Genomic DNA, 21,576 nt, shown 5'->3' with positions numbered 1-21,576 from the left:
CGGAGGGGAAGTGGGGGGAATGTCGTCAAGCCTAGAGGTGGCGCGGGGTTCTGTCGTCTGCGCGGGTACGCGGGGAGTGCCCGCGCACCCGCTGGCAACTGGCGGTCAGGCGTCGTTCTGCTCGTCGCGCAGGCGCTTCAGGTATTCGCGCGGGGACTGCCCGGTGTGCTGGCGGAAGCAGCGATAGAAGGCCGACAGCGAGTTGAAGCCGGCGGAGAAGGCCAGCTCGTCGATGCGCGCCGGCAGCGGCGGCCGCAGCTGGGCGAGCAGGTGGGTCAGGCGCGTCTGGTTGACGTACTGGTAGAAGCTCAGGCCCATCACCTGGTTGAGCAGGTAGGAAATCTGGTTGCGGGTGTAGCCGGTGGCGGTGGCCACCTGGGTCAGGTCCAGGTCCGGGGCGAGGTACGGCTGGCTCTTGCTGAAGTAGTGCTCCAGGTCGCTGGCCAGTTGGCTCAGCTGGCGCGGCGAGAGGCCCAGGCGGCTGGTGGCCGGGCGCGGGTCGCTGGCCTGCGAGCGGTTTTCGGCGCCCTCGCGCACCACCGAGGCGTATTCGTTGATGCGCCAGATCAGGCCGTCGCGCACGGTGATCGCTTCGCTGGAGTGGAAGGTCGCCAGGCGCCCGCTGAGGGTGAAGGCGATGCGGTACTGGATGAACGCGGTATCGCCATCCACGCGGATGCGGTCGATGTGGGCGAGGAACTCTTCCGGGCGGCTGGGCATGGTGCCCTGCACATAGTCGCGCAGGTCGGCAAAGCCCAGGGTACGGTTCTGGAAGAAGTCGTTGTACTCCACCTGCGGATGGTAGAGCGCGAGCACCGCATCGAGGTCGCGGTGCTTCCAGCATTGGTGATAGCGCAGCACCACCTCGCGGGTCTGTTCGGTGAGATGGCTGTCGGTGGGGCGTTGGTCGATGGCTTGCATAGGTTGCCAAGTCTGCCCCAGAGCGCGGCGTTCGGGTAGTGGCAATGGCCGATGCACTATCCAGATGCTCGATGGCCCGTCATTGCCTGCGCCAATGTCGCCTGAAGAGCCCCGTGGCAGAGCGGGGATTCACTCTTTCGGGCGACACCTCGAATACCACCTTGGAGCGCTTACTCCCCCTCGGGGGCCTGAGTAGGGTGTAGCCACCTCGACACCATCAGGAGAGCCGCATGACAACAAAAACAAGGCGCGGATTCTTCCAACCGCAACTGCTCGCCACCGCTGTCGCCCTGGGATGCGCCACCCAGGCTCAGGCCATCAACTTCAACATTGGGGAAATCGAAGGACAGTTCGATTCCAGCCTGTCCGTGGGAGCCAGCTGGAGTACCCAGAGTCCCAAGCAGGACCTGATCGGTTCCGCCAACGGCGGCCACGGTATGACCCAGACCAACGACGACGGGCGCCTGAACTTCCGCAAGGGCGACACCTTCTCGAAGATATTCAAGGGCATCCACGACCTGGAGCTGAAGTATGGGGACTTCGGCGTCTTCACCCGTGGCAAGTACTGGTACGACTTCCGCCTGGAGGACGAAGACACCGATTGGAAGCCGATCTCCAACAGCGGCCGCAAGGAGGGCGCCAAGTCGTCCGGGGCGCAGCTGCTCGATGCCTTCGGCTACTACAACTATTCCATCGCCGACATGCCCGGCACCGTTCGCCTGGGCAAACAAGTGGTGAGCTGGGGCGAGAGCACCTTCATCGGCAACAGCATCAATGCCATCAACCCCATCGACGTCTCCGCCTTCCGCCGGCCCGGTTCGGAAATCAAGGAAGGCCTGATCCCGGTGAACATGCTCTACATGTCGCAGAGCCTCACCGATTCGCTGTCCGTGGAAGGCTTCTACCAGCTGGAGTGGGACCAGACGGTGCTGGACAACTGCGGCACCTTCTTCTCCACCACCGACGTGGCGGCCGACGGCTGTAATACCAACTACAACATCCTCGACAAGAACACCGTCACCGCGCTGAACGCCCCGGCGACCAAGGCGCTGCTCAATTCCCTGGGCGTCACCGTGACGCCCGAGGGCCTGATGGTGCCGCGCGGTGCCGACCGCGATGCCCGTGATTCCGGGCAGTGGGGCCTGTCCATGCGTTGGCTGGGCGATGATGTCGAGTACGGCGCCTACGCCATGAACTATCACAGCCGTACGCCCATCGTGAGCATGCAGAACGCCAGCGCCGCCGACATCGGCAACGCCCTGCGCGCCATCGGCGCGGGTGCCCCGGCACTGGCCCAGCCGATCCTGCTGGGACGTGGCCACTACTTCCTCGAATACCCCGAGGACATCCGCCTGTACGGCCTGAGCTTCTCCACCACGCTGCCCACCGGCACCGCCTGGCAGGGCGAGTTCAGCTTCCGGCCGAACATGCCGCTGCAGCTCAATACCACCGACCTGACGCCGTTGCTGGCCACCACGGTTGCCGGCGGCTTCGCCAGCGGCGGCGTGGCGGGCGCCCTGGCCCAGGCCGAGCAGGTCAACCACGGCTATATACGCAAGGACGTGAGCCAGGCGCAGACCACCTTCACCCACTTCTTCGACCAGGCCATGGGCGCCGACCGCGTCACCCTGGTGGGTGAAATCGGCGTGACCTACGTCGGCGGCATGACCGACAAGGTCGGCGAACGCTACGGCCGCGACTCGGTGTTCGGCGTGCCGGAGAACGCGGTGGCCGATGCCCAGTACGGCAGCGGCGGTTTCTATACCTCGTCCTCCTGGGGTTACCGCGCCCGCACCATCTGGGACTACAACAACGTGTTCGCCGGGGTGAACCTCAAGCCGAACATCGCCTGGTCCCATGACGTGCACGGCTACGGCCCGGTCTTCAACGAAGGCAGCAAGGCCGCCAGCGTCGGCCTCGACGCCGAGTACCAGAACACCTACACCGCGAGCCTGAACTACACGAACTTCTTCGGCGGCGATTACAACACCATCGTCGACCGCGACTTCGTTTCGCTCAGCCTCGGCGTGAACTTCTGACCCGCCTGACCCAAGGAACCGACGTATGAGAACGACAAGAATCCTTCAATGCGGCGCGTTGGCGTTGAGCCTGCTGTCCTGCGGGGTGATGGCCGCGGTCTCCGCCGACGAGGTGGCGAAACTGGGCAGCAGCCTGACGCCCATGGGCTCGCAGAAGGAAGGCAACGCCGACGGCAGCATCCCGGCCTGGACCGGCGGCATCGCCCGCGACGCCGGCAAGGTGGACGCCAAGGGTTTCCTTTCCGATCCCTTCGCTGGCGAGAAACCGCTGTTCACCATCACCGCGCAGAACGTGGACCTGTACAAGGACAAGCTTTCCGCCGGCCAGCTGGCGTTGTTCAAGCGTTATCCGGATACCTACAAGATCCCGGTGTACAAGACCCACCGCAGCTTCGCGCTGCCCGATGAGGTCTACGGCGCGATCAAGCGCAGCGCCGAGTTCGTCCAGCCGATCAACGACGGCAACGGCCTGGAGAACTTCGACAAGAGCCGCTACTACGCCTTCCCGATTCCGAAGAACGGCGTGCAGGCGCTGTGGAACCACCTGACCCGCTACCACGGCGGCAACATCTCCCGCGTGGTGGTGCAGGTGGTGCCGCAGACCAACGGCAGCTACACGCCGATCCGCTTCGAGGAGTCGATCGCGGTGCCGCAGAGCATGGCCGAGCAGGACGCCAGCAAGACCGGCAACATCCTCACCTATTTCAAGCAGGAGGTGACCGCCCCGGCACGCCTGGCCGGCAACGTGCTGCTGGTCCACGAGACCCTGGACCAGGTGAAGGAGCCGCGCCTGGCGTGGATCTACAACGCCGGCCAGCGCCGCGTGCGCCGTGCCCCGCAGGTGGCCTATGACGGCCCGGGCACCGCCTCCGACGGCATGCGCACCTCGGACAACTACGACCTGTTCTCCGGCGCCCCGGACCGCTACGACTGGAAGCTGGTGGGCAAGCGCGAGATGTACATCCCCTACAACAGCTACCGGCTGAACTCGCCGCAGCTCAAGTACGACGACATCGTCAAACCCGGCCATATCAACCAGGACCTGACCCGCTACGAACTGCACCGCGTGTGGGAAGTGGTGGGCACCCTGAAGTCCGGCGAGCGCAACATCTACGCCACCCGCCACTTCTACCTCGACGAGGACAGCTGGCAGATCGCCGAGTCCGAGCTGTATGACGGCCGCGGCCAGTTGTGGCGCGTGGGCGAGGGCCACTCGATGACCTTCTACCCGGAACTGGCCACCGGCTACGCCGCCGAGTCGCTGTACGACATCCTCGCCGGCCGCTACGTGACCTTCGGCCTGAACAACGAGGAGAAGCGCGGCTACCAGTTCGGCAACAAGGCCAGCATGGCCGACTTCACCCCGGCGGCGCTGCGCAATACCGGCGTGCGCTGATCCACTGCTGTGCTCCTTGCCCGGTGCCTCATGCGAGGCGCCGGGTTTCTTTTTTCACGGCTGCGCGGGGCTGACACCACTCGCGCTATGACGTGGCATGAATATGGCTGATGGTTCTTTGCCCGCCGCGCGCCCAGGCATAGGCTGGCTCGCAGCAAATGGCCGGAAGAAGCCCATGTCGACATTCGCCCTGCACAGCGCGGCGCTGCCGCGACTGCCTCGCCAGCACCTGTCCCGTGAACGCCTGCACGCCAGCCTGTGCGCCGCCGAATGCCGCCTGCGCCTGCTGGTGGCGCCACCGGGTTGCGGCAAGACGGTGCTGCTCAGCGAGTGCGCGCGCCGGGCGCCGGCCGGCATTCGCGTGGTCTGGTTGAGCTTCGGTGGGCGGATGCTGGAGCCGGCGCAGTTCTGCGAGCGGCTGGCGGAAGCCCTGGGGGTGCTGCGCGGCGACGAAGATGCATTGAGCGCATGGCTGGAAACCACCAGCGAGCCGATCTGGCTGATGCTCGACGATTACCCGCGCACGCCGGATACGGAACTGGACGACTGCTTCGACCGCCTGCTCGCCGTGGCCTCACCGCAGGTTGGCTGGTGGCTGGCCAGCCGGCGACGGCCGAAGTGCAACCTGACCCGCCTGCTGCTCGAAGGCGAGCTGCTGGAGCTGGACGCCGCCAGCCTGGCGCTGACCCAGGGCGAACTCGACCGCTATCTGCACCTGTCGGGCCTGGAGTGGCCCCAGGCCCAGCGCGAAGCCCTGCATGAATCGACCCGTGGCTGGTTCGCCGGTATCCGCTTGCGCCTGCTGAGTCTCGCCGGCGATACCCTGGTGCCGTGCGCGGCCCAGGTGGCGGAGAGCGGCGGCGCGCTGTTGCAGGACTATCTGCAACGGGAGGTGCTGACCACCTTGCCGGCGTCGCTGGCGGAAATCCTCTGCGCGTTGGCGGTCATTCCCCGCTTTGGCCCGGATCTCAGCGACTACCTGTTCGATGCGCCCGGCCAGGGAGTGGAAGGCCTGCTCGCCTGGGGCGCGCTGATCGAGCCGGTGGACAACACCCGGCACCGGTTCCAGGTGGCGCCGATGCTGGCGCCGACCCTGGCGCGCCTGTCGCGCTGGCCGGCGGCGATGCTGCATCGCCGGGCCTGCCAGTGGTTCAGCCAGTCCGGCGACCTCCACGCTGCGTTCGAACACGCCTTGCTCGCCGAGCAGCCGGACGAGGCGGCAAGCCTGCTGCAACGCTTCACCGAAGAACACCTGCTGCATGGGCGTAACATCGAACGGGTGCTCACGCTGCGCGACATGCTCCCGGACGAGCTGCTGTGCAGCACGCCGCGCCTGTTGGTGCTCAACGCCTGGACCCTGTTGTTCGTCGGCCGGCTGGACGACGTCGAGGCGCTGCTTGCCGGGTTCACCCGCTTTCTGCCGATGCCCGGTGAGCGCCGCCAGCGCGCGCTGGTCGCACAGTGGCAGGGGCTTGCCGGAGTGCTGGCCCATGCCCGTGGCCGCGCCAGTTCCCGCGAGCAGCTGCGCGAGGCGCTGGAGTACCTGCCGGAAGACGCTTGGGCGCAGAAGCTGATCTGCCTGTCGGCGCTGACCCAGCAGGCCCAGGCCGGCGGCAACCTTGCCGAAGCCCGTCTGCTCAACCGGGACGCGCTCAGGCTGGCACGGCTGCACGGCAGCCTGACCTTCGAGGCGCTTCTGGAGCTGGACCGTGCCCAGTGGCTGGAGCAGCGCGGCGAATTGCAGCGTGCCGACGCCCTGCTGGCGCGGGTGCAGGATTACCTGGATGAGGTCAGCGTGACCGGCAATGCCATGGCCGGGCGCGTTGCCCTGCGGCGGGGCTGGTTGAGCCTGCGCCAGGGGCGTAACGAGGAAGCGCGCGAGCTGTTCATCGCCGGCCTCACCGAAACCCGTCGCAGCCATGATCCTAGCCTGGTCTACGGCCTCACCGGCATGGCCTGGCTGGATGCGCTGGATGACGACATCGACGGCGCGTTCAACCGTCTGCTGGAAGTCGAGCGACTCATGCAACTGCAGCATGTACCCGAGGCCATGTATCGCGGTTGGCTGCTCCTGCTCAGCGGCGCCCTGAGCCTGCGCCAGGGGCGGGCAGGGCAGGCGCGCGAGGTGTTGCTGCGGGTGGCCTCGCGCTGCCGCACGGATCGCCTGAACCCACCGGCCGCCACGCCCGACCTGATCCTGCAGGTGGAGAGCTACCTGGCACTCGCGGAACTCTACGAGGGTGATGTCGAAGGTGCGCAGCTGCGCCTTTCCGCGATGCTGCCCGACCTGCTGCGGCAGGGGCGTAATACCCTGGCCTGCGATGTCTGGCTGGCGCTGGCCGAAGCCCGTTACATCGCCGGCAATGTGGAAGGCGCGCGCGCGGCGCTCAATGAAGGCGTGGCACTGGTGCAGCGCTTCGGCCTGCTCGCCACGCTGCGGGAAACCCAGCGCCGCCAGCCGGGGTTGTTCGGCCTGCGCCCCTGTTCCGGCGAGGAGCCTGTGCACAGCCTGCTCAGCCTGCGCGAGCTCTCGGTACTGGAGCTGATCGCGCGCGGCTGTTCGAACCTGGAAATCGGCGAGCGCCTCTACATCTCGCTGCACACGGTGAAGACCCACGCCCGGCGGATCAACGGCAAGCTTGGCGTCGAGCGGCGCACCCAGGCGGTGGCGCGAGCGAAGGAGCTGGGTTTACTGAAGGTCTGAGTGCTGGCTCGCGAGATCGTAATCAGGCTCTGTAGCAGCTCAGTGCAGGGCCTTGGGCGGCACGCTGATCTCCGCCAGGCGCTGGGCCAGTTGCAGGTGCTCGGCGGGGTCGTCGCTGAGCAGCATCGCTCGCTCCAGGTCGTAGCGTTCGGCCTGTGGGCATTCCAGCGCGTGATAGAGATCGGCGCGGGCCAGATGATCGCTGGCGGTCGGCTCGCCCAGCTCCAGCACGCGCTGGGCATCCTTCAGCGCCGCCAGCGGCTCGCCAACGCCCAGGTGCAGTTGCCGCAGGTTGCGCGACAGGCGCTGCAGCATTTCGGCGGCGCTGGCGGTTTGCAGGTGGGCGGCGGACAGCTCCGCCTTCGGGCCCAGCTGGCGCACCAGCAGGTCCCGGCAGTCGCGGGTGTAGAGGCGGCGGCCGGTGGCCGGGTCGAGCAGGTGATCGGCGCCGGGGACACGCAGCAGGAAGCGTCCGGGGAAGTTCACGCCGACCAGGGTTATGCCTTGCCGGCGCGCCAGCTCCAGGGCGATCAGCGCCAGCGACAGCGGCTGGCCATGGCGGCGTTGCAGCACCCGGGGGAGCAGGGCGGCGCGGGGTTGCAGGGGGAACTCGTCGTCTTCGGCAAAACCCAGCTCGCTCAGGCGGCGCAACAGCGCCTGGGCCCGCTCGGCGTCGGTGGTGGCAGCCAGTAGCGCCACAGCGACCTGATGCGCCAGGCTGTCGAACAGGCGGCGTGACTGTTCCGGGCTCTGGTGCGGTTCGTGCTCGGCGGCGATCCACAACGCCGCTTCGAACAGGGCCGGTGGGTCCTGGGCAAGACAGGCGAGGCAGGCTTCACGCGGGTTCATGGCGTTCTCCGGCTGACCCTGCGGTTTTAACCGTTGCGGGCCGCGCTCGTCCAGTCTCCCGCGTCGCCGCCGAACGCGCGGATGGATGTCACTGCCTATACTGTTAGGGCCCCGGAACAAGGGGACCCGGTCAACAGCAAGGGAGCGCCGCCATGTTTGCCATGATGGAAGCCACCCGGCTCGAGTCGCTGCATCTCGCCCAGGACCCGGCCACGGGACTCAAGGCCATCATCGCCATCCACAATTCCCGGCTCGGGCCGGCGCTGGGTGGCTGCCGTTATCTGCCCTATCCCAGCGAGGATGCCGCCCTGCGCGATGCCGCGCGGCTGGCCCAGGGCATGAGCTACAAGGCCGCGCTGGCCGGATTGCGCCAGGGCGGCGGCAAGGCGGTGATCATCCGCCCGCCCCACGTACCCAATCGTGGTGAGCTCTTCGAAGCCTTCGGCCGTTTCATCGACTCCCTCGGCGGCGCCTACATCACCGCGGTGGACAGCGGCACCTCCAGCGCGGACATGGACTGCATCGCCCAGTACACCCGGCATGTCACCAGCACTACCACCGGCGGCGACCCTTCGCCGCACACCGCCCTGGGCGTGTTCGCCGGCATCCGCGCCAGCGCCCAGGCGCGCCTGGGCAGCGATGACCTGGACGGCCTGCGGGTTGCCATCCAGGGACTGGGGCATGTGGGGTATGCGCTGGCCGAACACCTGGCTGCCGCGGGGGCGGAGCTGCTGGTGAGCGATATCGATTCGGGGAAGGTGGAGCTGGCAGTGGAACAGCTGGGCGCACGCCCGGTGCCCAACGAGGCGCTGCTCACCACGCCCTGCGACATCCTCGCGCCGTGCGGGCTGGGCGGGGTGCTCACCTCGCAGGTGGTTGGCCACCTGCGCTGCTCGGCGGTGGCGGGAGCGGCGAACAACCAGCTGGCGAATCCCGACGTGGCCGACGAACTGGAAGCGCGGGGAATCCTCTATGCGCCGGACTATGTGATCAATTCCGGCGGGCTGATCTACGTCGCGCTGCAGCACCAGGGCGAAGCGCTGCCGACCATCACTGCGCACCTGTCGCGGATCGCCGAGCGGCTCACCGAGGTGTATGCCCACGCCCAGGCCGATCACCTGTCGCCGGCGCGGGTGGCCGACAAGTTGGCCGAGCGGATTCTCTACGGGGAGTATTCGGGGCACTGATGCGGCCAACTGTGGCACATCGTAGGGCGTACAACCGTTCGCGGTTGTACGCCGTTACACCGCGCGCATCGGCGGTGCGCTGGCCAAGCCCGGAGTGCCTTCAGTCAGCGGCTTCGTGCCGGGTCTGGAGTGCGCGGAGATCAAGGTCAAACGGCGTATAACGTCGAACGTTATACGCCCTACGAACTAGCCCTTGTCCGCGAAATCCATCGCGAATGAATCTGTGGTTACAGGTAACCCCGGACTATTGCGCCTACGTAGGAGCGGACTCCGTCCGCGATGCTTTCGGTGTTTCTGCGCCGCATCGGCGTGTACTGGGAGATTTTGTTTCGCCCCCTCGGGCGAGTCCCTTTTGGGGCCCAAAAGGAACCAAAAGGCCTTGCCCCATCATCCGGGTCCCGCTTCGCGGGACTCCCCTCGCTCCATCGGAGTTTCAGGGGCACGCGTCGACGGGCCATCCCTGGCCCGACGACGCTCTCGCGGCATCCATGCCGCTCAACCCCTGAAACTCCGATTCCACTCGGCCTCCTGAAGGGGCGCTCCGGCGTGTACGGATATTTCTCTGGAAGTCTTTAAAGCCAGAGCCATGCGGTGCATGTGCTCTCGTAGGAGCGGACCTTGTCCGCGAAATCCCTCGCGGATTAATCCATTTCCAGCGGGAACACCGGTGCTTTGCGCCTGCGTACCGCGATGGACCGCCTCACTCCTCGGCAGCCGCCTCGCTGAAGAGCTCGTTCAACGCATCCGGCTGGTTCTTGAACGCACGGGCGAAGGCGTCGCGGTTCCTGGCCATGAAGATGCCGATCTCCTCGACCTGGTCCTCCTTGAGCGAAGGCACCGCCTTCTGCAGTACCTCAGCCAGCGTTTCCGCCAGCTCCAGCATCTTGTCGTGCCGGTCGGCTTCTGCCTTATCCATGAACAGGCGCTCCGGATCGCGGCTGCTGCGGTACACCACTTCGACGGCCATTCATCACCTCGTAAGCCTTCTCTTGTTGGGGGAGTGGAAATTACTGTTTATTTATACAGTAAAATGATTGCGCAATGCTACTGCCCATGCGCGAACCATTCGTCAGAGACTAGACGCAGAGAAGAGGGATGCCGGTATTCGGCCACCATCGGCGGTGACCCAATGTGGTGCGCGCGCGCCCTGAAGACACGCGCAACCGCTCCGACGTGACCGGCGCAAGGCGCCGTCAGTCAGAACTTTCAGACGAGAAGAAGTTGGCTTAGGAGGCGATCAGCAGGCTATGGCCGCCCTGGGCCATCGACGCCAGCATTTGTGGCACGAGCGGGCCGTGCTCGACGGCGATGCCGAAGCGGACGCTCTGGATGACGCGCTGTAGCTGTTCCGGGTCCTGCAACTGGCTGCTGCGGATCATGCGACGCGCGGCGACGCCGTCCTCGGTGGAAAGGGTGAGGACGATACTGCCGTCGAGCCGTTCGAGGCTGAAGTTGACGCGGTACTGCTGCTGGAAGGCGTCGGTCAGTACCTGAAAGGGGCTTTCCATGAATCGGTCCTGCCTGTTGTGGGCGTGCTTCTGGATTGACCGGAGGCCCACCGGAAAAGTTCGCCGTCATGTTGCCGCAGCACGGCGCGGGCATGACTGCCCAAGATCAATGGCGTAGTGCTTGCAGGCTTCGGGCAGCAGGTTCACGCGAAGAATCCTTCAAGAAACGGAGATGTAACCCATGAAACTGGACTGGGCCGAGCGCCTGCGAGAACGGATGCACGGCTGTGCCGAATCCCTGGGCAACCTGCTGGTGGAAGGCTTCCACTACCTGGCGCTGTTCGCCATCGGCGGTACGGTGTTCTGGTCGGCGGCGCTGGCCTTCGGCGAGATGGTGAGCAAGGGCCATGCGAGCATCGACGACATCCTGCTGCTGTTCATCTACCTGGAACTGGGCGCGATGGTCGGTATCTACTTCAAGACCAACCACATGCCGGTGCGCTTCCTGATCTACGTGGCGATGACCGCGCTGACCCGCCTGATGATCGCCGACATCCAGCACAACCACGTGCCGGACGACGGCATCATCCTGGTCTCGGTGGCCCTGTTGCTGCTGGCGCTGGCGATCCTGGTGGTGCGCTATGCCTCCTCGCGCTTCCCGTCGCCGGCCTCGCCGCAGCGTGGCGGCGAGCGTGATCTGATCAGCGACGACGAGCGCTGATCGCACCGGCGACTGATCCCGGTCCGCCGTAGCGCGGCCGGATGCACTACCATCGGTGCATCCGGCCGCCGAGGAAGACCGAGCCCATGAAGGGATGGAAGCTGTTCGCACCCCTGCTGATCCTGGTGATCATCGCCATTACCCTGTACCTGCGCCTGCACACCCAGCCCCTGCTGCTGCAGGGCGAGGCGGACGCCACCGACGTGATCGTCGCCTCCAAGGCCAAGGGGCGGGTCGAAGTGCTGCACGTGCGGCGCGGCGACGATGTGAAGCAGGGGCAACTGCTGATCTCCCTCAGCAGCCCGGAGCTGCAGGCCCAACTGGATTCCCTGCGCGCCGCGCGCAACCAGGTGCAGGCCAATCTCGACGAATCCCTCCACGGTACCCGCGAGGAAACCCTCCGTGCCCTGCAGGCCAGCCTGTCCCAGGCCCAGGCCGAGATGCGCAACGCCGACCTCGAATATCAGCGCAACCAGGAACTGGCTGGCCGCGGCTTCGTGTCCCAGGCGCAGCTGGACCTGTCCCGCCGTGGCCGCGATGTGGCGCGCAACCGCGTCGCCGAGGCCCAGGCCAATCTCGACCAGGGCAACCAGGGCGACCGCGAGGAACGCCGCCGTGCGCTGGAAGCGGCGGTGCGCCGGGCCGATGCGCAGATCCTCGAACTGCAGGCGCAGACCGACGACCTCAACGTGGTGGCGCCGGTGGACGGTGAAGTCGGGCCGATCCCGGCGGAGCAGGGCGAGCTGGTGAACGCCTACAGCCCGTTGCTGACGCTGGTGCGGCTGTCCGACAGCTATTTCGTGTTCAACCTGCGCGAAGACATCCTCGCCGACGTGAAGAAGGGCGATGAAGTGGCGATTCAGGTGCCGGCCCTGAAGAACCTCGAGGTGAAGGCCAAGGTCAGCTACATCGCACCGCTCGGCGACTTCGCCACCAAGCGCGCGACCCGCGCCACCGGCGACTTCGACCTGAAGACCTTCGAAGTGCGGCTCTACCCGGAGAAACCGGTGGACGGCCTGCGCCCCGGGATGAGCGCGCTGTGGCACTGGCAGCAGTAAGGCGCAACCTGCAGCGTTTCGCCCAGGCCTTCGGCAGCGAGACGCGCATTGCCCTGCGCAGCTGGACCATCCACTGGCTCGGCTGGCTCTGGCCGCTGCTGCTGTTCGTGGTGATCAGCGGGGTGTACCAGGCCGGGACCCTGCTGGACATGCCGGTGGCGGTGGTCGATGCCGACCACAGCCACCTGTCGCGGCAGATCGTCCGCGAGCTGGACGCCGGCTCCCACGCCAAGGTCGAGGTGCTCGGCGGCGGTCTGCAGGAGGGATTGCGCCGCCTGCGCATGGCCGACGACTACGCGCTGCTGTACATCCCCCGCGACTTCGAGGCGGACGCGCTGGCCGGCCGCCAGCCCACCGCCGAGCTGTACTACAACTCGCTGTTCTATTCCGCCGGCTTCTACTCGACCCAGGACTTCAGCGGGCTGATGAGTTCGGTGAATGCCGAGCTGCGCCCGCGCCTGGCCGCCGGCATGGATCGCCCGATGCCGGCGCTGGCGAGCATCGCCGTATCCTATGAGAGCCTGTTCAACGCCAGCGGCAACTACATCTACTTCCAGCAGTTCGCCGCCATCGTCCACCTGCTGCAACTGTTCGTGATCGTCGCCACCGTCCATGTGCTGGCCCGCGAGGCGCCGGAGCTGCGCGCCTCGTCGCCGCACATCCTCCGTGCCCAGGCCCTCGGCGTGCGCCTGCTGGGTAAGCTGGCGCCCTACACGCTGCTGTTCAGCACACTGCTGATGGTGGAGCTGTTCCTGCTGGTGGAGCTCAATGGCGCGCGGATCAACGGCAATCCCTGGTGGATGCTGGCGATCACCTTCTGCTACGTGGCGGCGGCGCAGAGCCTCGGGCTGGTGCTGTTCATCTTCACCGCCAACCGCTTCAGCGCCTACTCGCTGATCGGCCTGCTGATCGGCCTGGCACAGACCTACTCCGGCGTGCTGCTGCCGGAGCTGGCAATGCCGCCGATCGCCCGGGTGATCGCCGAGGCCGAGCCGCTGACCCACACCCTCCACGGCCTGTTCGACCAGTTCCTGCGCAAGGCGCCGGCCGAGTCCGGGCTCTACACCTGCTGCAAGCTGCTGCTCTACCCGCTGATCGCCTACATGATCGCCAAGATGCGCCTGCGCCGGCGCCTCGACCTGAGCCCGGCGTAAGGAGCGCGCATGGAAAACTTCTGGAGCGTCTTCCGCGAATCCCTGGTGAACATGCTGAGCAAGCCGCTGTGGCTGATGATGGTGCTGTCGGTGGCGCTGACTACCTTGCCCTACGCCCACCGCACCATGAACGACCTGCCGGTGGCGGTGATCGACATGGACCACAGCGCCGTGTCCCGCGAGCTGGTGCGCCTGCTCGATGCCGCGCCGAAGATCGCCACCCTCGGCTACGACCAGTTGCCCGAGGCGCAGCACGACCTGGCCTGGCGCAAGCTGTTCGCCATCGTGGTGATCCCGCTGGACTTCGAGAAGCGCGTGCTGCGTGGCGAGGCGGTTACCGTGCCGATCTTCGGCGACGCCACCAACCGCATGGCCAACGGGCAGATCCAGCAGGACATCAGCGCCACCTACACCGAGCTCTCGCTGCGCTACAACCGCGAGCGGCTGATGCGTAATGGCTTCTCCGAGACCCAGTCGAACGTCCTGCTGCAACCGGCGGTCGGCCAGCTCACCGACCTGTTCAACCCCGGCACCAGTTTCGCCGCCATCGTCCTGCCGGGGCTGGTGACGCTGATCCTGCAGCACAGCCTGCTGCTTTCCTGCACGCGGGTGAACCTCAACCTGCGCGGTGGCACCCCGCGTTCGCTGCGCCAGCCGACCTCCACCCGCTTCGGCCGCTACGCCGCGCAACTGCTGATCTGGACCGTGCTGGCGATGCTCTTCTACGTGATCTGGCCGTGGATGATGGGCTACCGGCAGACCGCCTCGTTCTTCATGCTGATGGGGCTGGTGCTGCCCTTCCTGCTGGCGGTGATCGCCATGAGCGAGTTCATCGCCGAGCTGCTGCCCTCGGAAGAGGCGGTCTACCTGACCATGACCTTCATCACCCTGCCGCTGTTCTACATGGCCGGCTTCACCTGGCCGCCCCAGGCCATGCCGCAGTGGGTGCAGTTGCTGGCCGACGCGATCCCCTCCACCTGGGCGATCCGCGCCGTGGTGGAAATGAATCAGATGAGCCTGCCGTTATCGGCGGTGGCTGACAGGATTCTCATCCTCTTTGCCATGGCCGCGGCTTATGGAGTGCTGGGTACACTGATCTACCAGTACCGCAACTGGCGCTGGGACCAGCTCAAGGGCTGGTAGAGCGCCCTTTCGTTATCGAGAAGGAGTTTCGATATGAAGCCGTGCCTGACCTGGCCACTGCTGCTGGCGAGTCTGCTCAGTGGCTGCGGGTCCTACCACACGCTGCGCAGCGACGATGTGGTCAATGCCAGCGATCTGCGGCTCAAGGGTACCTATTGCGGGGCCATTCCGCGGGTGTACGGCGGCGTGGTCTGGGATGCCTGCCAACTGTACGGCGAGCCGCCGACTGATACGCCGAGCAAGACGCCGGATACGCCGGCCAACGCGACTATCGGCCCGCAGGTCCTGCCCATGCTGGACATGGCTTTATCCGGTGTCGTCGATACCCTGGCCTTGCCCTATACCGTCTATCGCCAGAACCGCGATGGCAGTATCGAACTGCGTAAGGATTGAGTGATGCATCCGCCGCCCAACGCGGGCGGTCATTCGTTGACAGGGAGTTGAACCATGATCGTTCGCTTGATGGTCGCGCTGCTGATCGCAGCGAGCATTGCGGGGTGCGGGTCGGTCCGGACGCTGTCCAGCGACAATGTCGCCAAGGTCGATGATCTGGAACTCAAGGGAACTGCCTGCGGCGACACGCTGCCTCGGGTTTACGGTGGCGTGGTCTACAACATCTGCGTGTTGAGCGGCAATGGTCATGAGCGTGGTGGGCCGCTCTATCGTTTCGGCCTGATGGAGTATCCGGCGCCCGTCATCGATATGGGCTTGTCCGCGGTGGCCGATACCCTGGTGCTGCCGTACACGCTGTACCGCCAGAATCAGGACGGCAGTATTCAGATGCTCCGAGAGTAGCCCGTCTAGAGTGAGTGTTTCGGATCATTCGAGGAACGCTGTGATGAACCCATTGAACGGCAAGGTCGCAGTAGTCACCGGCGCCGCCAGCGGCATTGGCAAGCAGATTGCCCTGACCCTGGCCCAGGCCGGTGCAGCAGTAACCATCGCCGACCTGCAGCAGGACGCTGCCCAGCGCGTGGTGGATCAGATCGAAAACGCTGGCGGCAAGGCCCTGGCGGTAGCGATGGATGTCACCGACGAGCAGGCGGTGGGCAGTGGTATCGACCGTGTCGTCGCCACCTTCGGCAGCATCGACATCCTCGTTTCCAACGCCGGCATCCAGATCGTCAATCCCTTGCAGGACTTCGCCTTCGCCGACTGGAAGAAGATGCTCGCCATCCACCTCGACGGCGCCTTCCTTAGCACCCGCGCCGCGCTGCGCCACATGTATCCGGCCAAGCGCGGTGGCGTGGTGATCTACATGGGCTCGGTGCACTCCCACGAGGCCTCGCCACTGAAGTCCGCCTACGTCACCGCCAAGCACGGACTGCTCGGCCTGGCGCGCACATTGGCGAAGGAGGGCGGGCCGCACGGCGTGCGTTCCCATGTGGTCTGCCCCGGCTTCGTGCGTACGCCGCTGGTGGAGAAGCAGATTCCCGAGCAGGCGAAGGAGCTGGGCATCAGCGAGGACGAGGTGGTGAAGAAGGTCATGCTCGGCGGCACCGTGGACGGCGAGTTCACCACCGTTGAGGATGTGGCGCAGACCGTGCTGTTCCTCGCCAGCTTCCCGTCGGCGGCGCTCACCGGGCAGTCGGTGCTGGTCAGCCATGGCTGGGGGATGCGCTGAGCGATTCCCGCAAGTTGCGCTTTTCGTAGGAGCGGACTCCGTCCGCGATCAAGCCTGTGAGATGCGGTTCGCGAGCAAGCTCGCTCCTACAGGAAGTGCATCGTAGGGCCGAGGAGGCGCCTAGCCCTTGCTCGCGAACAGAATTCCCCCGCACCGTCGCCTGCACCTTGCCTACGGCCCTTGCCGTGAAGGCCCGTCCATGGCATCTTTGCGCAAATGATAAGTTTTCGCATTTGAGGTTCTGTTTCACCCGAGCCTCGATGCAGGACGTTCGCGCGCAGGGGGCTCCCGTGACGTCAGCCACACAGCATTCACAGGTCGGCGAGCTCTATGCCGGTCATCACTCCTGGCTACTCGGCTGGCTCTATCGCCGCCTGGAGTGCCGCCACCAGGCGGCGGACCTGGCGCAGGACACCTTCGTCCGCCTGCTCGGTCGCAGCGAACTCAAGGGCCTGCATGAGCCCCGTGCCTTCCTCGCCACCGTCGCCCGTGGGCTGATGGTCGATCACTTCCGCCGCCAGAGCCTGGAGCGCGCCTGGCTCGACAGCCTGGCGCAGCACCCCGAGGCCGAAGCGCCGTCCGCCGAGGAGCGGGCGATGGTGCTGGAGACCCTGATGGAAATCGACCGCCTGCTCGATGGCCTGCGGCCGGTGGTGCGCAGCGCATTCCTGCTGTCGCAGCTGGACGGCCTGACTTATCCACAGATCGCCGAGCGCCTGGGCGTTTCCCTGAGTTCGGTGCAGCAGTACATGACCCAGGCCTTCGGTCATTGCTACCAGGCGCTCTATCCATGAACCGCAGCGGCACCCTCGATGCCGCGTCGCGCCTGGAGCATGCGGTGGTGGAGCAGGCCATCGGCTGGCGCGTGCGCCTGGCCTCCGGGCTGGCTGCCGCCGACGAGGTCGCTGCCTGCCAGCGCTGGCGGGCGTCCGATCCGGCCCATGAGCAGGCCTGGCAGCGCCTGGAATTTTTCGACGGGCGCCTGGGTGGCGTGGCACCGGCCGTGGCCAGCCGCTCGCTGCGTCGCGCGGCGGTCGATCCGGCGCGGCGGCGGGCCTTGAAGAGCCTGCTGCTGCTTGCCGGCAGCGCGGCGGTGGTGGGCAGCGGCAGCTTCGGCCTGCGCGATTCATCCTGGCTGGCACAGCAGCGCACCTCGGTCGGCGAGCGCCGGCGCATTGCGCTGCCCGATGGCGGCTGGTTGCAGCTCAATACGGACAGCGCTGTGGATATCGTCTACGACCCACAGCAGCGCCGGGTGCGCCTGTACAGCGGCGAGATGCTGGTGCAGACCGCTCCGGACAGTGCACGCCGCACCTTCTGGGTGGACACGCCGCTGGGCCGTCTGCAGGCGCTGGGTACACGCTTCGCCGTGCGCCTGGATGGCAGCGATGCGCGGCTGTCCGTGCAGGAGGGCGCGGTGGCTGTCACGCCGGCACTGCGCGATGAGCCAGCCGAGGTGATAGTTGCCGGCCGCCAGGTGCGCTTCGACCGCACGGGGCTGTATGGCGAGACGGCGCTGGATGCCGATTCGCTGGCCTGGAGCGACGGCTATCTGGTGGCACGACAGTGGACGCTCGGCCGCCTGTGCGCGGAGTTGGCGCGCTACCGCCCCGGCGTGCTGCGCTGCGATCCGGAGGTGGCGAACCTGGCGATCTCCGGTGTGTTCCCGCTGGACCAGCCGGAGCAGGCCATCGCCGCCCTGCAACGTAGCCTGCCGGTACGGGCGCAGTATCGGACGCGCTGGTGGGTGACGCTGGTGCCGTTGGCTTGAGTCCTTGGATTCCGGGGGCGCTGTTCCTGTAGGAGCGCCCCATGGGCGCGAATCGCGGGCATGGCCCGCTCCTGCAGGTTCAGACCGCCTTGGGCAAGGGCGCGAACAGCGCGTCGATATCGGCGTCGTCGAGCTGCCAGTCGGAGCCGGTGCCTTCGAGGATGCCGGCGGCCAACGCCGCCTTGTCGCGTTGCAGCAGCTGGATCTTCTCTTCCACCGTGCCACGGGCGATCAGCTTGTAGACGAACACCGGCTTGTCCTGGCCGATGCGGTAGGCGCGGTCGCTGGCCTGGTTCTCGGCGGCCGGGTTCCACCAGGGGTCGTAGTGGATCACGGTGTCGGCGGCGGTCAGGTTCAGGCCTACACCGCCGGCCTTCAGGCTGATCAGGAACAGCGGCACGCGGCCTTCCTGGAAGTCCTTCACCGGCGCGCGGCGGTCGCGGGTGTCGCCAGTGAGCAGGGCGTATTCCAGGTTGCGCTCGGCCAGCGCCTCGCCGATCAGCGCGAGCATCGAGGTGAACTGCGAGAACACCAGTACGCGGCGGCCTTCGGCGAGCAGCTCTTCGAGCATGTCCAGCAGGTACACCAGCTTGCCTGAGGTCACCGCGCGCGCGGATTTGCCGGTGGGCGGCGGAGCCTCCTTGTTCACCAGGCGGATGTCGCAGCACACCTGGCGCAGCTTCAGCAGCGCCTCGAGGATGATGATGCGGCTGCGTGCCAGACCGCGGCGGGCGATCTCGTCGCGCACCTTGCGGTCGAGCGCCAGGCGCACGGTTTCGTAGAGGTCGCGCTGTGCCTCGCTGAGTTCGATGTGCTGGATGAATTCGCTCTTGGGCGGCAGCTCCGAAGCTACCTGTTCCTTGGTGCGGCGCAGCAGGAAGGGACGGATGCGCGCGGCCAGGTGGCTCAGGCGGCCCTGGTCGCCGTGGCGCTCGATGGGGGTGCGGTAGTCGATGGCGAACTGCCGGGCATCGCCCAGCCAGCCGGGCAGCAGAAAGTGGAACAGCGACCACAGCTCGCCCAGGTGATTCTCCAGCGGAGTGCCGGTCAGGCACAGGCGGTTGCGCGCCTGCAGGTGGCGCGCGGCCTGGGCCGCCTTGGTGCCGGCGTTCTTGATGTTCTGCGCCTCGTCGAGGATCAGCAGGTGGTACTCGTGCTGCGCGAGCTTCTCCGCATCGCGCGGCAGCAGGGCGTAGGTGGTGAGGATCAGGTCGTGCTCGGCGATCCTGGCGAACGCCTTGCGCCGGCCGGCGCCGTGCAGGGCGAGCACGCGCAGGTCGGGGGTGAAGCGCTCGGCCTCGTCCAGCCAGTTGGGGATCAGGCTGGTGGGCATGATTACTAATGCTGGGCTGGTCAGGCGCCCGGCCTGTTTCTCCAGCAGGATGTGGGCGAGCGACTGCAGCGTCTTGCCCAGGCCCATGTCGTCGGCGAGGATGCCGCTGGCGCCGACTTCGCGCAGGGTCTGCATCCAGCTCAGGCCTTCGTGCTGGTAGGCGCGCAGCTCGGCGTTGAGGCCCTCGGGAATCGCTGCCGGGCGCGCGCGGTAGTCGCGCAGGCGGTGGGCGATTTCGCGCAGCTGCTCGCCGCCTTCCCAGGCCAGTGGCAGTTCTTCCAGTTCGGAGAGGCGCGAGGCGTCGGCCGCGCCCATGCGCAGGCGGCGCACCGGAGGCAGGTCGCCGATATAGAACTCCGACAACGTGCCGAGCATCGGCTTGAGCTTGCCGAACGGCAGCGATACCCGCAGTGGGCGGTCCGAGGCGGTCTGCCAAGTGTGGATCGGCGTGCGCCCGGCATCCAGGCGTAGCACCAGTTGTTCGTCGTCGGCGTGGCGGGCGAGGGCGACCGGGTCGAGCAGCGCCGGCATGCGTCGGATCAGTTCGATCAGCGACGGCAGCAGGCTGATGCGACGGCCGTCCACCTGGATGCCCAGCTCCAGATCGAACCATTGGCGGTCCTCGGTTTCCTCGATCTCCGCGTACCAGTCTTCCACCGGCGAAATGTCGAAGACGAACTCCGGGCGCACATCGATTTCCCAGCCCTGCTCGCGCAGCTGCGGCAGGCCTTCGCGCATGAACGCCTGCCAGGCGCTGTCGTCGGGCAGCTCGAACATTTCGCCGGCACTGTCCTCCAGCGCATCGCTGCGCCGCATCGCCGGCTTGAAGCCCAGTTCGCGCAGGTCCAGGCGCCAGGCCTGTTCCAGCTCCAGCTGGCGGCTGACGCGCACGATCCGGTCATCGCGGAATACCCGGATCTCGCGGCCCGAGCGCGGGGTGACGCTGCCGGAGACCGGCATGTCGTCATACAGGAAGGCCAGCGCGGCGCGGTGCCGGGAGATGTTCTGCATGCGCCCGCTGCGCAGATCGAACCCGCTGTGCACGTGGCTGCCCAGGGTCAGGCGTGGCCGTGGCGCGAATTCGTCGCGCTCCACGGCAGGCAGTGGAGATTCGGCGGGTGGCTTCATCCGAGTTTCCTTCCGGCGATCCAGCCGAGTACGCAAACGCCCGATGATACCGCGATTTATCTCAGGCGTGACGCGGAAGGAAACCAACGGTCAGTCAGCGGGCGAAGCGTTTGGCTCCGGCGACGCACAGCACCACGGCGACGGTGGCGCCGGCCATCAGCGGACTGATCTGCTCGTGCAGCAGCAGGCCGGCCAGTGCCAGGCCGAAGAACGGCTGCAGCAATTGCAGCTGGCCGACCGCGGCGATGCCGCCGGTGGCCAGGCCGTGGTACCAGAAGAAGAAGCCGATCAGCATGCTGAACAGCGACACGTAGCCCAGGCTCAGCCAGGCCGGCCAGCTGGCGCCGCTGAAGGTTTCCGGCTGGGTGTACCAGGCCAGCGGCAGCATCAGCGGCAGGGACAGCACCAGCACCCAGCAGATCACCTGCCAACTGCCCAGGTGCCGGGCGATGCGCCCGCCTTCGGCGTAGCCCAGACCACAGACGGCAATGGCGGCGAGCATCAGCAGGTCGCCGGTCAGATTGCCCGCGCCGCTCTGCGATAGCGCGAAGCCGGCCACCACGGCGCTGCCCAGCAGCGAGCACACCCAGAACGCCGGGCGTGGCTGTTCGCCGGCGCGCATCACGCCGAACAGCGCGGTGGCCAGCGGTAGCAGGCCGACGAAGACGATGGCGTGGGCCGAGTTGACGTGCTTGAGCGCCAGGGCGGTGAGCAGCGGGAAGCCGACTACCACGCCGCCGGCGACCACCAGCAGGGGGATCAGGTCCTTGCGCGCCGGCAGCTTCTGCCGCAGCAGGATCAGGATCGCCGCCGCCAGCAGGCCGGCGATGCTGGCGCGGGCGAGGGTGAGGAAGGTCGGGTCGAAGTCGGCCACCGCCACCCGCGTGGCCGGCAGCGAGCCGCTGAAGATGAGGACGCCGAGGAAGCCGCTGAGCCAGCCGCCGAGATTGCGGTTCATGGCGAGAGTGTTGTTCATGATGGTCCATCCAGCAGGAGAGCGAGCATCGAGGATGCGCCGGGACCCGCCGAGCGGCCAGTGACAGAAAGGTACAATTTTCGCAAACTGTCCGTAAATTATCCCGGTACACATTATCCTGGGC

19 protein-coding genes are annotated in these 21,576 nt (G+C 66.7%); 13 read left to right on the top strand and 6 right to left on the bottom strand.

The genetic code is table 11. From position 1 onward, the window contains the following. Positions 1–105: 105 nt before the first annotated feature. Positions 106–858: an AraC family transcriptional regulator gene (locus ACQ5BL_RS11095; protein WP_207886091.1), complete on the bottom strand. Its 753-nt coding sequence runs from the start codon at positions 856–858 to the stop codon at positions 106–108. 293 nt (positions 859–1,151) lie between these two features. On the opposite strand from ACQ5BL_RS11095, the gene ACQ5BL_RS11090 reads away from it, so the two are divergent. From ACQ5BL_RS11090 to ACQ5BL_RS11080, 3 genes are all read left to right on the top strand, one after another. Then, positions 1,152–2,960, top strand: coding sequence for a DUF1302 domain-containing protein (locus ACQ5BL_RS11090; protein ID WP_207885927.1), 1,809 nt, complete (start codon positions 1,152–1,154; stop codon positions 2,958–2,960). A 25-nt stretch (positions 2,961–2,985) separates the two neighbouring features. Continuing rightward, entirely contained in the window at positions 2,986–4,356 is a 1,371-nt protein-coding gene (locus tag ACQ5BL_RS11085; RefSeq protein WP_243806382.1) for a DUF1329 domain-containing protein, read from the top strand. 175 nt (positions 4,357–4,531) lie between these two features. After that, positions 4,532–7,060 carry a helix-turn-helix transcriptional regulator gene (locus tag ACQ5BL_RS11080; RefSeq protein WP_243806380.1) on the top strand — a complete coding sequence of 843 codons (2,529 nt, stop codon included), beginning with the start codon at positions 4,532–4,534 and terminating at the stop codon, positions 7,058–7,060. A 39-nt stretch (positions 7,061–7,099) separates the two neighbouring features. Here the strand turns inward: ACQ5BL_RS11080 and ACQ5BL_RS11075 are convergent, their stop codons facing one another. Then, a complete protein-coding gene (locus tag ACQ5BL_RS11075; protein ID WP_243806377.1) occupies positions 7,100–7,909 on the bottom strand; it encodes a SirB1 family protein in 810 nt (269 codons plus the stop codon). 152 nt (positions 7,910–8,061) lie between these two features. On the opposite strand from ACQ5BL_RS11075, the gene ACQ5BL_RS11070 reads away from it, so the two are divergent. After that, a complete protein-coding gene (locus tag ACQ5BL_RS11070) occupies positions 8,062–9,096 on the top strand; it encodes a Glu/Leu/Phe/Val dehydrogenase family protein (protein ID WP_243806375.1) in 1,035 nt (344 codons plus the stop codon). 700 nt (positions 9,097–9,796) lie between these two features. Here the strand turns inward: ACQ5BL_RS11070 and ACQ5BL_RS11065 are convergent. Beyond that, positions 9,797–10,063 carry a YebG family protein gene (locus ACQ5BL_RS11065; RefSeq protein ID WP_243806373.1) on the bottom strand — a complete coding sequence of 89 codons (267 nt, stop codon included), beginning with the start codon at positions 10,061–10,063 and terminating at the stop codon, positions 9,797–9,799. A 259-nt stretch (positions 10,064–10,322) separates the two neighbouring features. Then, positions 10,323–10,604, bottom strand: coding sequence for a DUF3509 domain-containing protein (locus ACQ5BL_RS11060; RefSeq protein WP_243806371.1), 282 nt, complete (start codon positions 10,602–10,604; stop codon positions 10,323–10,325). 181 nt (positions 10,605–10,785) lie between these two features. Between ACQ5BL_RS11060 and ACQ5BL_RS11055 the strand changes: the two genes are divergently transcribed. From ACQ5BL_RS11055 to ACQ5BL_RS11015, 9 genes are all read left to right on the top strand, one after another. Continuing rightward, positions 10,786–11,265, top strand: a complete 480-nt coding sequence (locus tag ACQ5BL_RS11055; RefSeq protein WP_243806369.1) for a phosphate-starvation-inducible protein PsiE — start codon at positions 10,786–10,788, stop codon at positions 11,263–11,265. An 86-nt stretch (positions 11,266–11,351) separates the two neighbouring features. Then, positions 11,352–12,323, top strand: a complete 972-nt coding sequence (locus ACQ5BL_RS11050) for an HlyD family secretion protein (protein ID WP_207885920.1) — start codon at positions 11,352–11,354, stop codon at positions 12,321–12,323. Next, positions 12,305–13,477, top strand: coding sequence for an ABC transporter permease (locus tag ACQ5BL_RS11045; protein ID WP_243806367.1), 1,173 nt, complete (start codon positions 12,305–12,307; stop codon positions 13,475–13,477). The genes ACQ5BL_RS11050 and ACQ5BL_RS11045 overlap by 19 nt, the downstream gene beginning before the upstream one ends. 9 nt (positions 13,478–13,486) lie before the next feature. Beyond that, complete coding sequence (locus ACQ5BL_RS11040) at positions 13,487–14,620, top strand: ABC transporter permease (RefSeq protein ID WP_243806365.1); 1,134 nt, start codon at positions 13,487–13,489, stop codon at positions 14,618–14,620. A 33-nt stretch (positions 14,621–14,653) separates the two neighbouring features. Further along, on the top strand, positions 14,654–15,013 hold the full coding sequence (locus ACQ5BL_RS11035; protein WP_243806363.1) for a YceK/YidQ family lipoprotein: 360 nt from the start codon (positions 14,654–14,656) through the stop codon (positions 15,011–15,013). A 54-nt stretch (positions 15,014–15,067) separates the two neighbouring features. Then, on the top strand, positions 15,068–15,415 hold the full coding sequence (locus ACQ5BL_RS11030; protein WP_243806361.1) for a YceK/YidQ family lipoprotein: 348 nt from the start codon (positions 15,068–15,070) through the stop codon (positions 15,413–15,415). 43 nt (positions 15,416–15,458) lie between these two features. After that, positions 15,459–16,244 carry a 3-hydroxybutyrate dehydrogenase gene (locus tag ACQ5BL_RS11025; protein ID WP_243806359.1) on the top strand — a complete coding sequence of 262 codons (786 nt, stop codon included), beginning with the start codon at positions 15,459–15,461 and terminating at the stop codon, positions 16,242–16,244. A 260-nt stretch (positions 16,245–16,504) separates the two neighbouring features. Next, complete coding sequence (locus tag ACQ5BL_RS11020) at positions 16,505–17,038, top strand: sigma-70 family RNA polymerase sigma factor (RefSeq protein ID WP_430293123.1); 534 nt, start codon at positions 16,505–16,507, stop codon at positions 17,036–17,038. Next, a complete protein-coding gene (locus ACQ5BL_RS11015) occupies positions 17,035–18,015 on the top strand; it encodes a FecR domain-containing protein (RefSeq protein WP_243806355.1) in 981 nt (326 codons plus the stop codon). Before ACQ5BL_RS11020 ends, ACQ5BL_RS11015 begins: the two co-directional genes overlap by 4 nt. 79 nt (positions 18,016–18,094) lie before the next feature. Here ACQ5BL_RS11015 and ACQ5BL_RS11010 read toward each other — a convergent pair whose 3' ends face one another. Then, positions 18,095–20,125: a DEAD/DEAH box helicase gene (locus tag ACQ5BL_RS11010; RefSeq protein ID WP_243806710.1), complete on the bottom strand. Its 2,031-nt coding sequence runs from the start codon at positions 20,123–20,125 to the stop codon at positions 18,095–18,097. Between the two features lie 445 nt (positions 20,126–20,570). Continuing rightward, on the bottom strand, positions 20,571–21,452 hold the full coding sequence (locus ACQ5BL_RS11005; RefSeq protein ID WP_243434664.1) for a DMT family transporter: 882 nt from the start codon (positions 21,450–21,452) through the stop codon (positions 20,571–20,573). Between the last annotated feature and the right edge of the window lie 124 nt (positions 21,453–21,576).

Source organism: Pseudomonas sp. B1-22 (assembly GCF_050474425.1).
In the GTDB taxonomy this organism is placed as follows: Bacteria; Pseudomonadota; Gammaproteobacteria; order Pseudomonadales; family Pseudomonadaceae; genus Pseudomonas.
The sequence above is the reverse complement of the archived record's forward strand: the minus strand, read 5'-3'. Positions and strand labels throughout refer to the sequence as shown.

Bases quoted from the DNA above. Each gene is read 5' to 3' on its own strand.
- ACQ5BL_RS11060 (WP_243806371.1), bottom strand. From the start codon at position 10,604: ATGGAAAGCCCCTTTCAGGTACTGACCGACGCCTTCCAGCAGCAGTAC.
- ACQ5BL_RS11065 (WP_243806373.1), bottom strand. From the start codon at position 10,063: ATGGCCGTCGAAGTGGTGTACCGCAGCAGCCGCGATCCGGAGCGCCTG.
- ACQ5BL_RS11020 (WP_430293123.1), top strand. From the start codon at position 16,505: ATGCAGGACGTTCGCGCGCAGGGGGCTCCCGTGACGTCAGCCACACAG.
- ACQ5BL_RS11025 (WP_243806359.1), top strand. From the start codon at position 15,459: ATGAACCCATTGAACGGCAAGGTCGCAGTAGTCACCGGCGCCGCCAGC.
- ACQ5BL_RS11015 (WP_243806355.1), top strand. From the start codon at position 17,035: ATGAACCGCAGCGGCACCCTCGATGCCGCGTCGCGCCTGGAGCATGCG.
- ACQ5BL_RS11010 (WP_243806710.1), bottom strand. From the start codon at position 20,125: ATGTTCGAGCTGCCCGACGACAGCGCCTGGCAGGCGTTCATGCGCGAA.
- ACQ5BL_RS11055 (WP_243806369.1), top strand. From the start codon at position 10,786: ATGAAACTGGACTGGGCCGAGCGCCTGCGAGAACGGATGCACGGCTGT.
- ACQ5BL_RS11090 (WP_207885927.1), top strand. From the start codon at position 1,152: ATGACAACAAAAACAAGGCGCGGATTCTTCCAACCGCAACTGCTCGCC.
- ACQ5BL_RS11005 (WP_243434664.1), bottom strand. From the start codon at position 21,452: ATGAACAACACTCTCGCCATGAACCGCAATCTCGGCGGCTGGCTCAGC.
- ACQ5BL_RS11070 (WP_243806375.1), top strand. From the start codon at position 8,062: ATGTTTGCCATGATGGAAGCCACCCGGCTCGAGTCGCTGCATCTCGCC.
- ACQ5BL_RS11080 (WP_243806380.1), top strand. From the start codon at position 4,532: ATGTCGACATTCGCCCTGCACAGCGCGGCGCTGCCGCGACTGCCTCGC.
- ACQ5BL_RS11035 (WP_243806363.1), top strand. From the start codon at position 14,654: ATGAAGCCGTGCCTGACCTGGCCACTGCTGCTGGCGAGTCTGCTCAGT.
- ACQ5BL_RS11030 (WP_243806361.1), top strand. From the start codon at position 15,068: ATGATCGTTCGCTTGATGGTCGCGCTGCTGATCGCAGCGAGCATTGCG.
- ACQ5BL_RS11085 (WP_243806382.1), top strand. From the start codon at position 2,986: ATGAGAACGACAAGAATCCTTCAATGCGGCGCGTTGGCGTTGAGCCTG.
- ACQ5BL_RS11075 (WP_243806377.1), bottom strand. From the start codon at position 7,909: ATGAACCCGCGTGAAGCCTGCCTCGCCTGTCTTGCCCAGGACCCACCG.
- ACQ5BL_RS11040 (WP_243806365.1), top strand. From the start codon at position 13,487: ATGGAAAACTTCTGGAGCGTCTTCCGCGAATCCCTGGTGAACATGCTG.
- ACQ5BL_RS11050 (WP_207885920.1), top strand. From the start codon at position 11,352: ATGAAGGGATGGAAGCTGTTCGCACCCCTGCTGATCCTGGTGATCATC.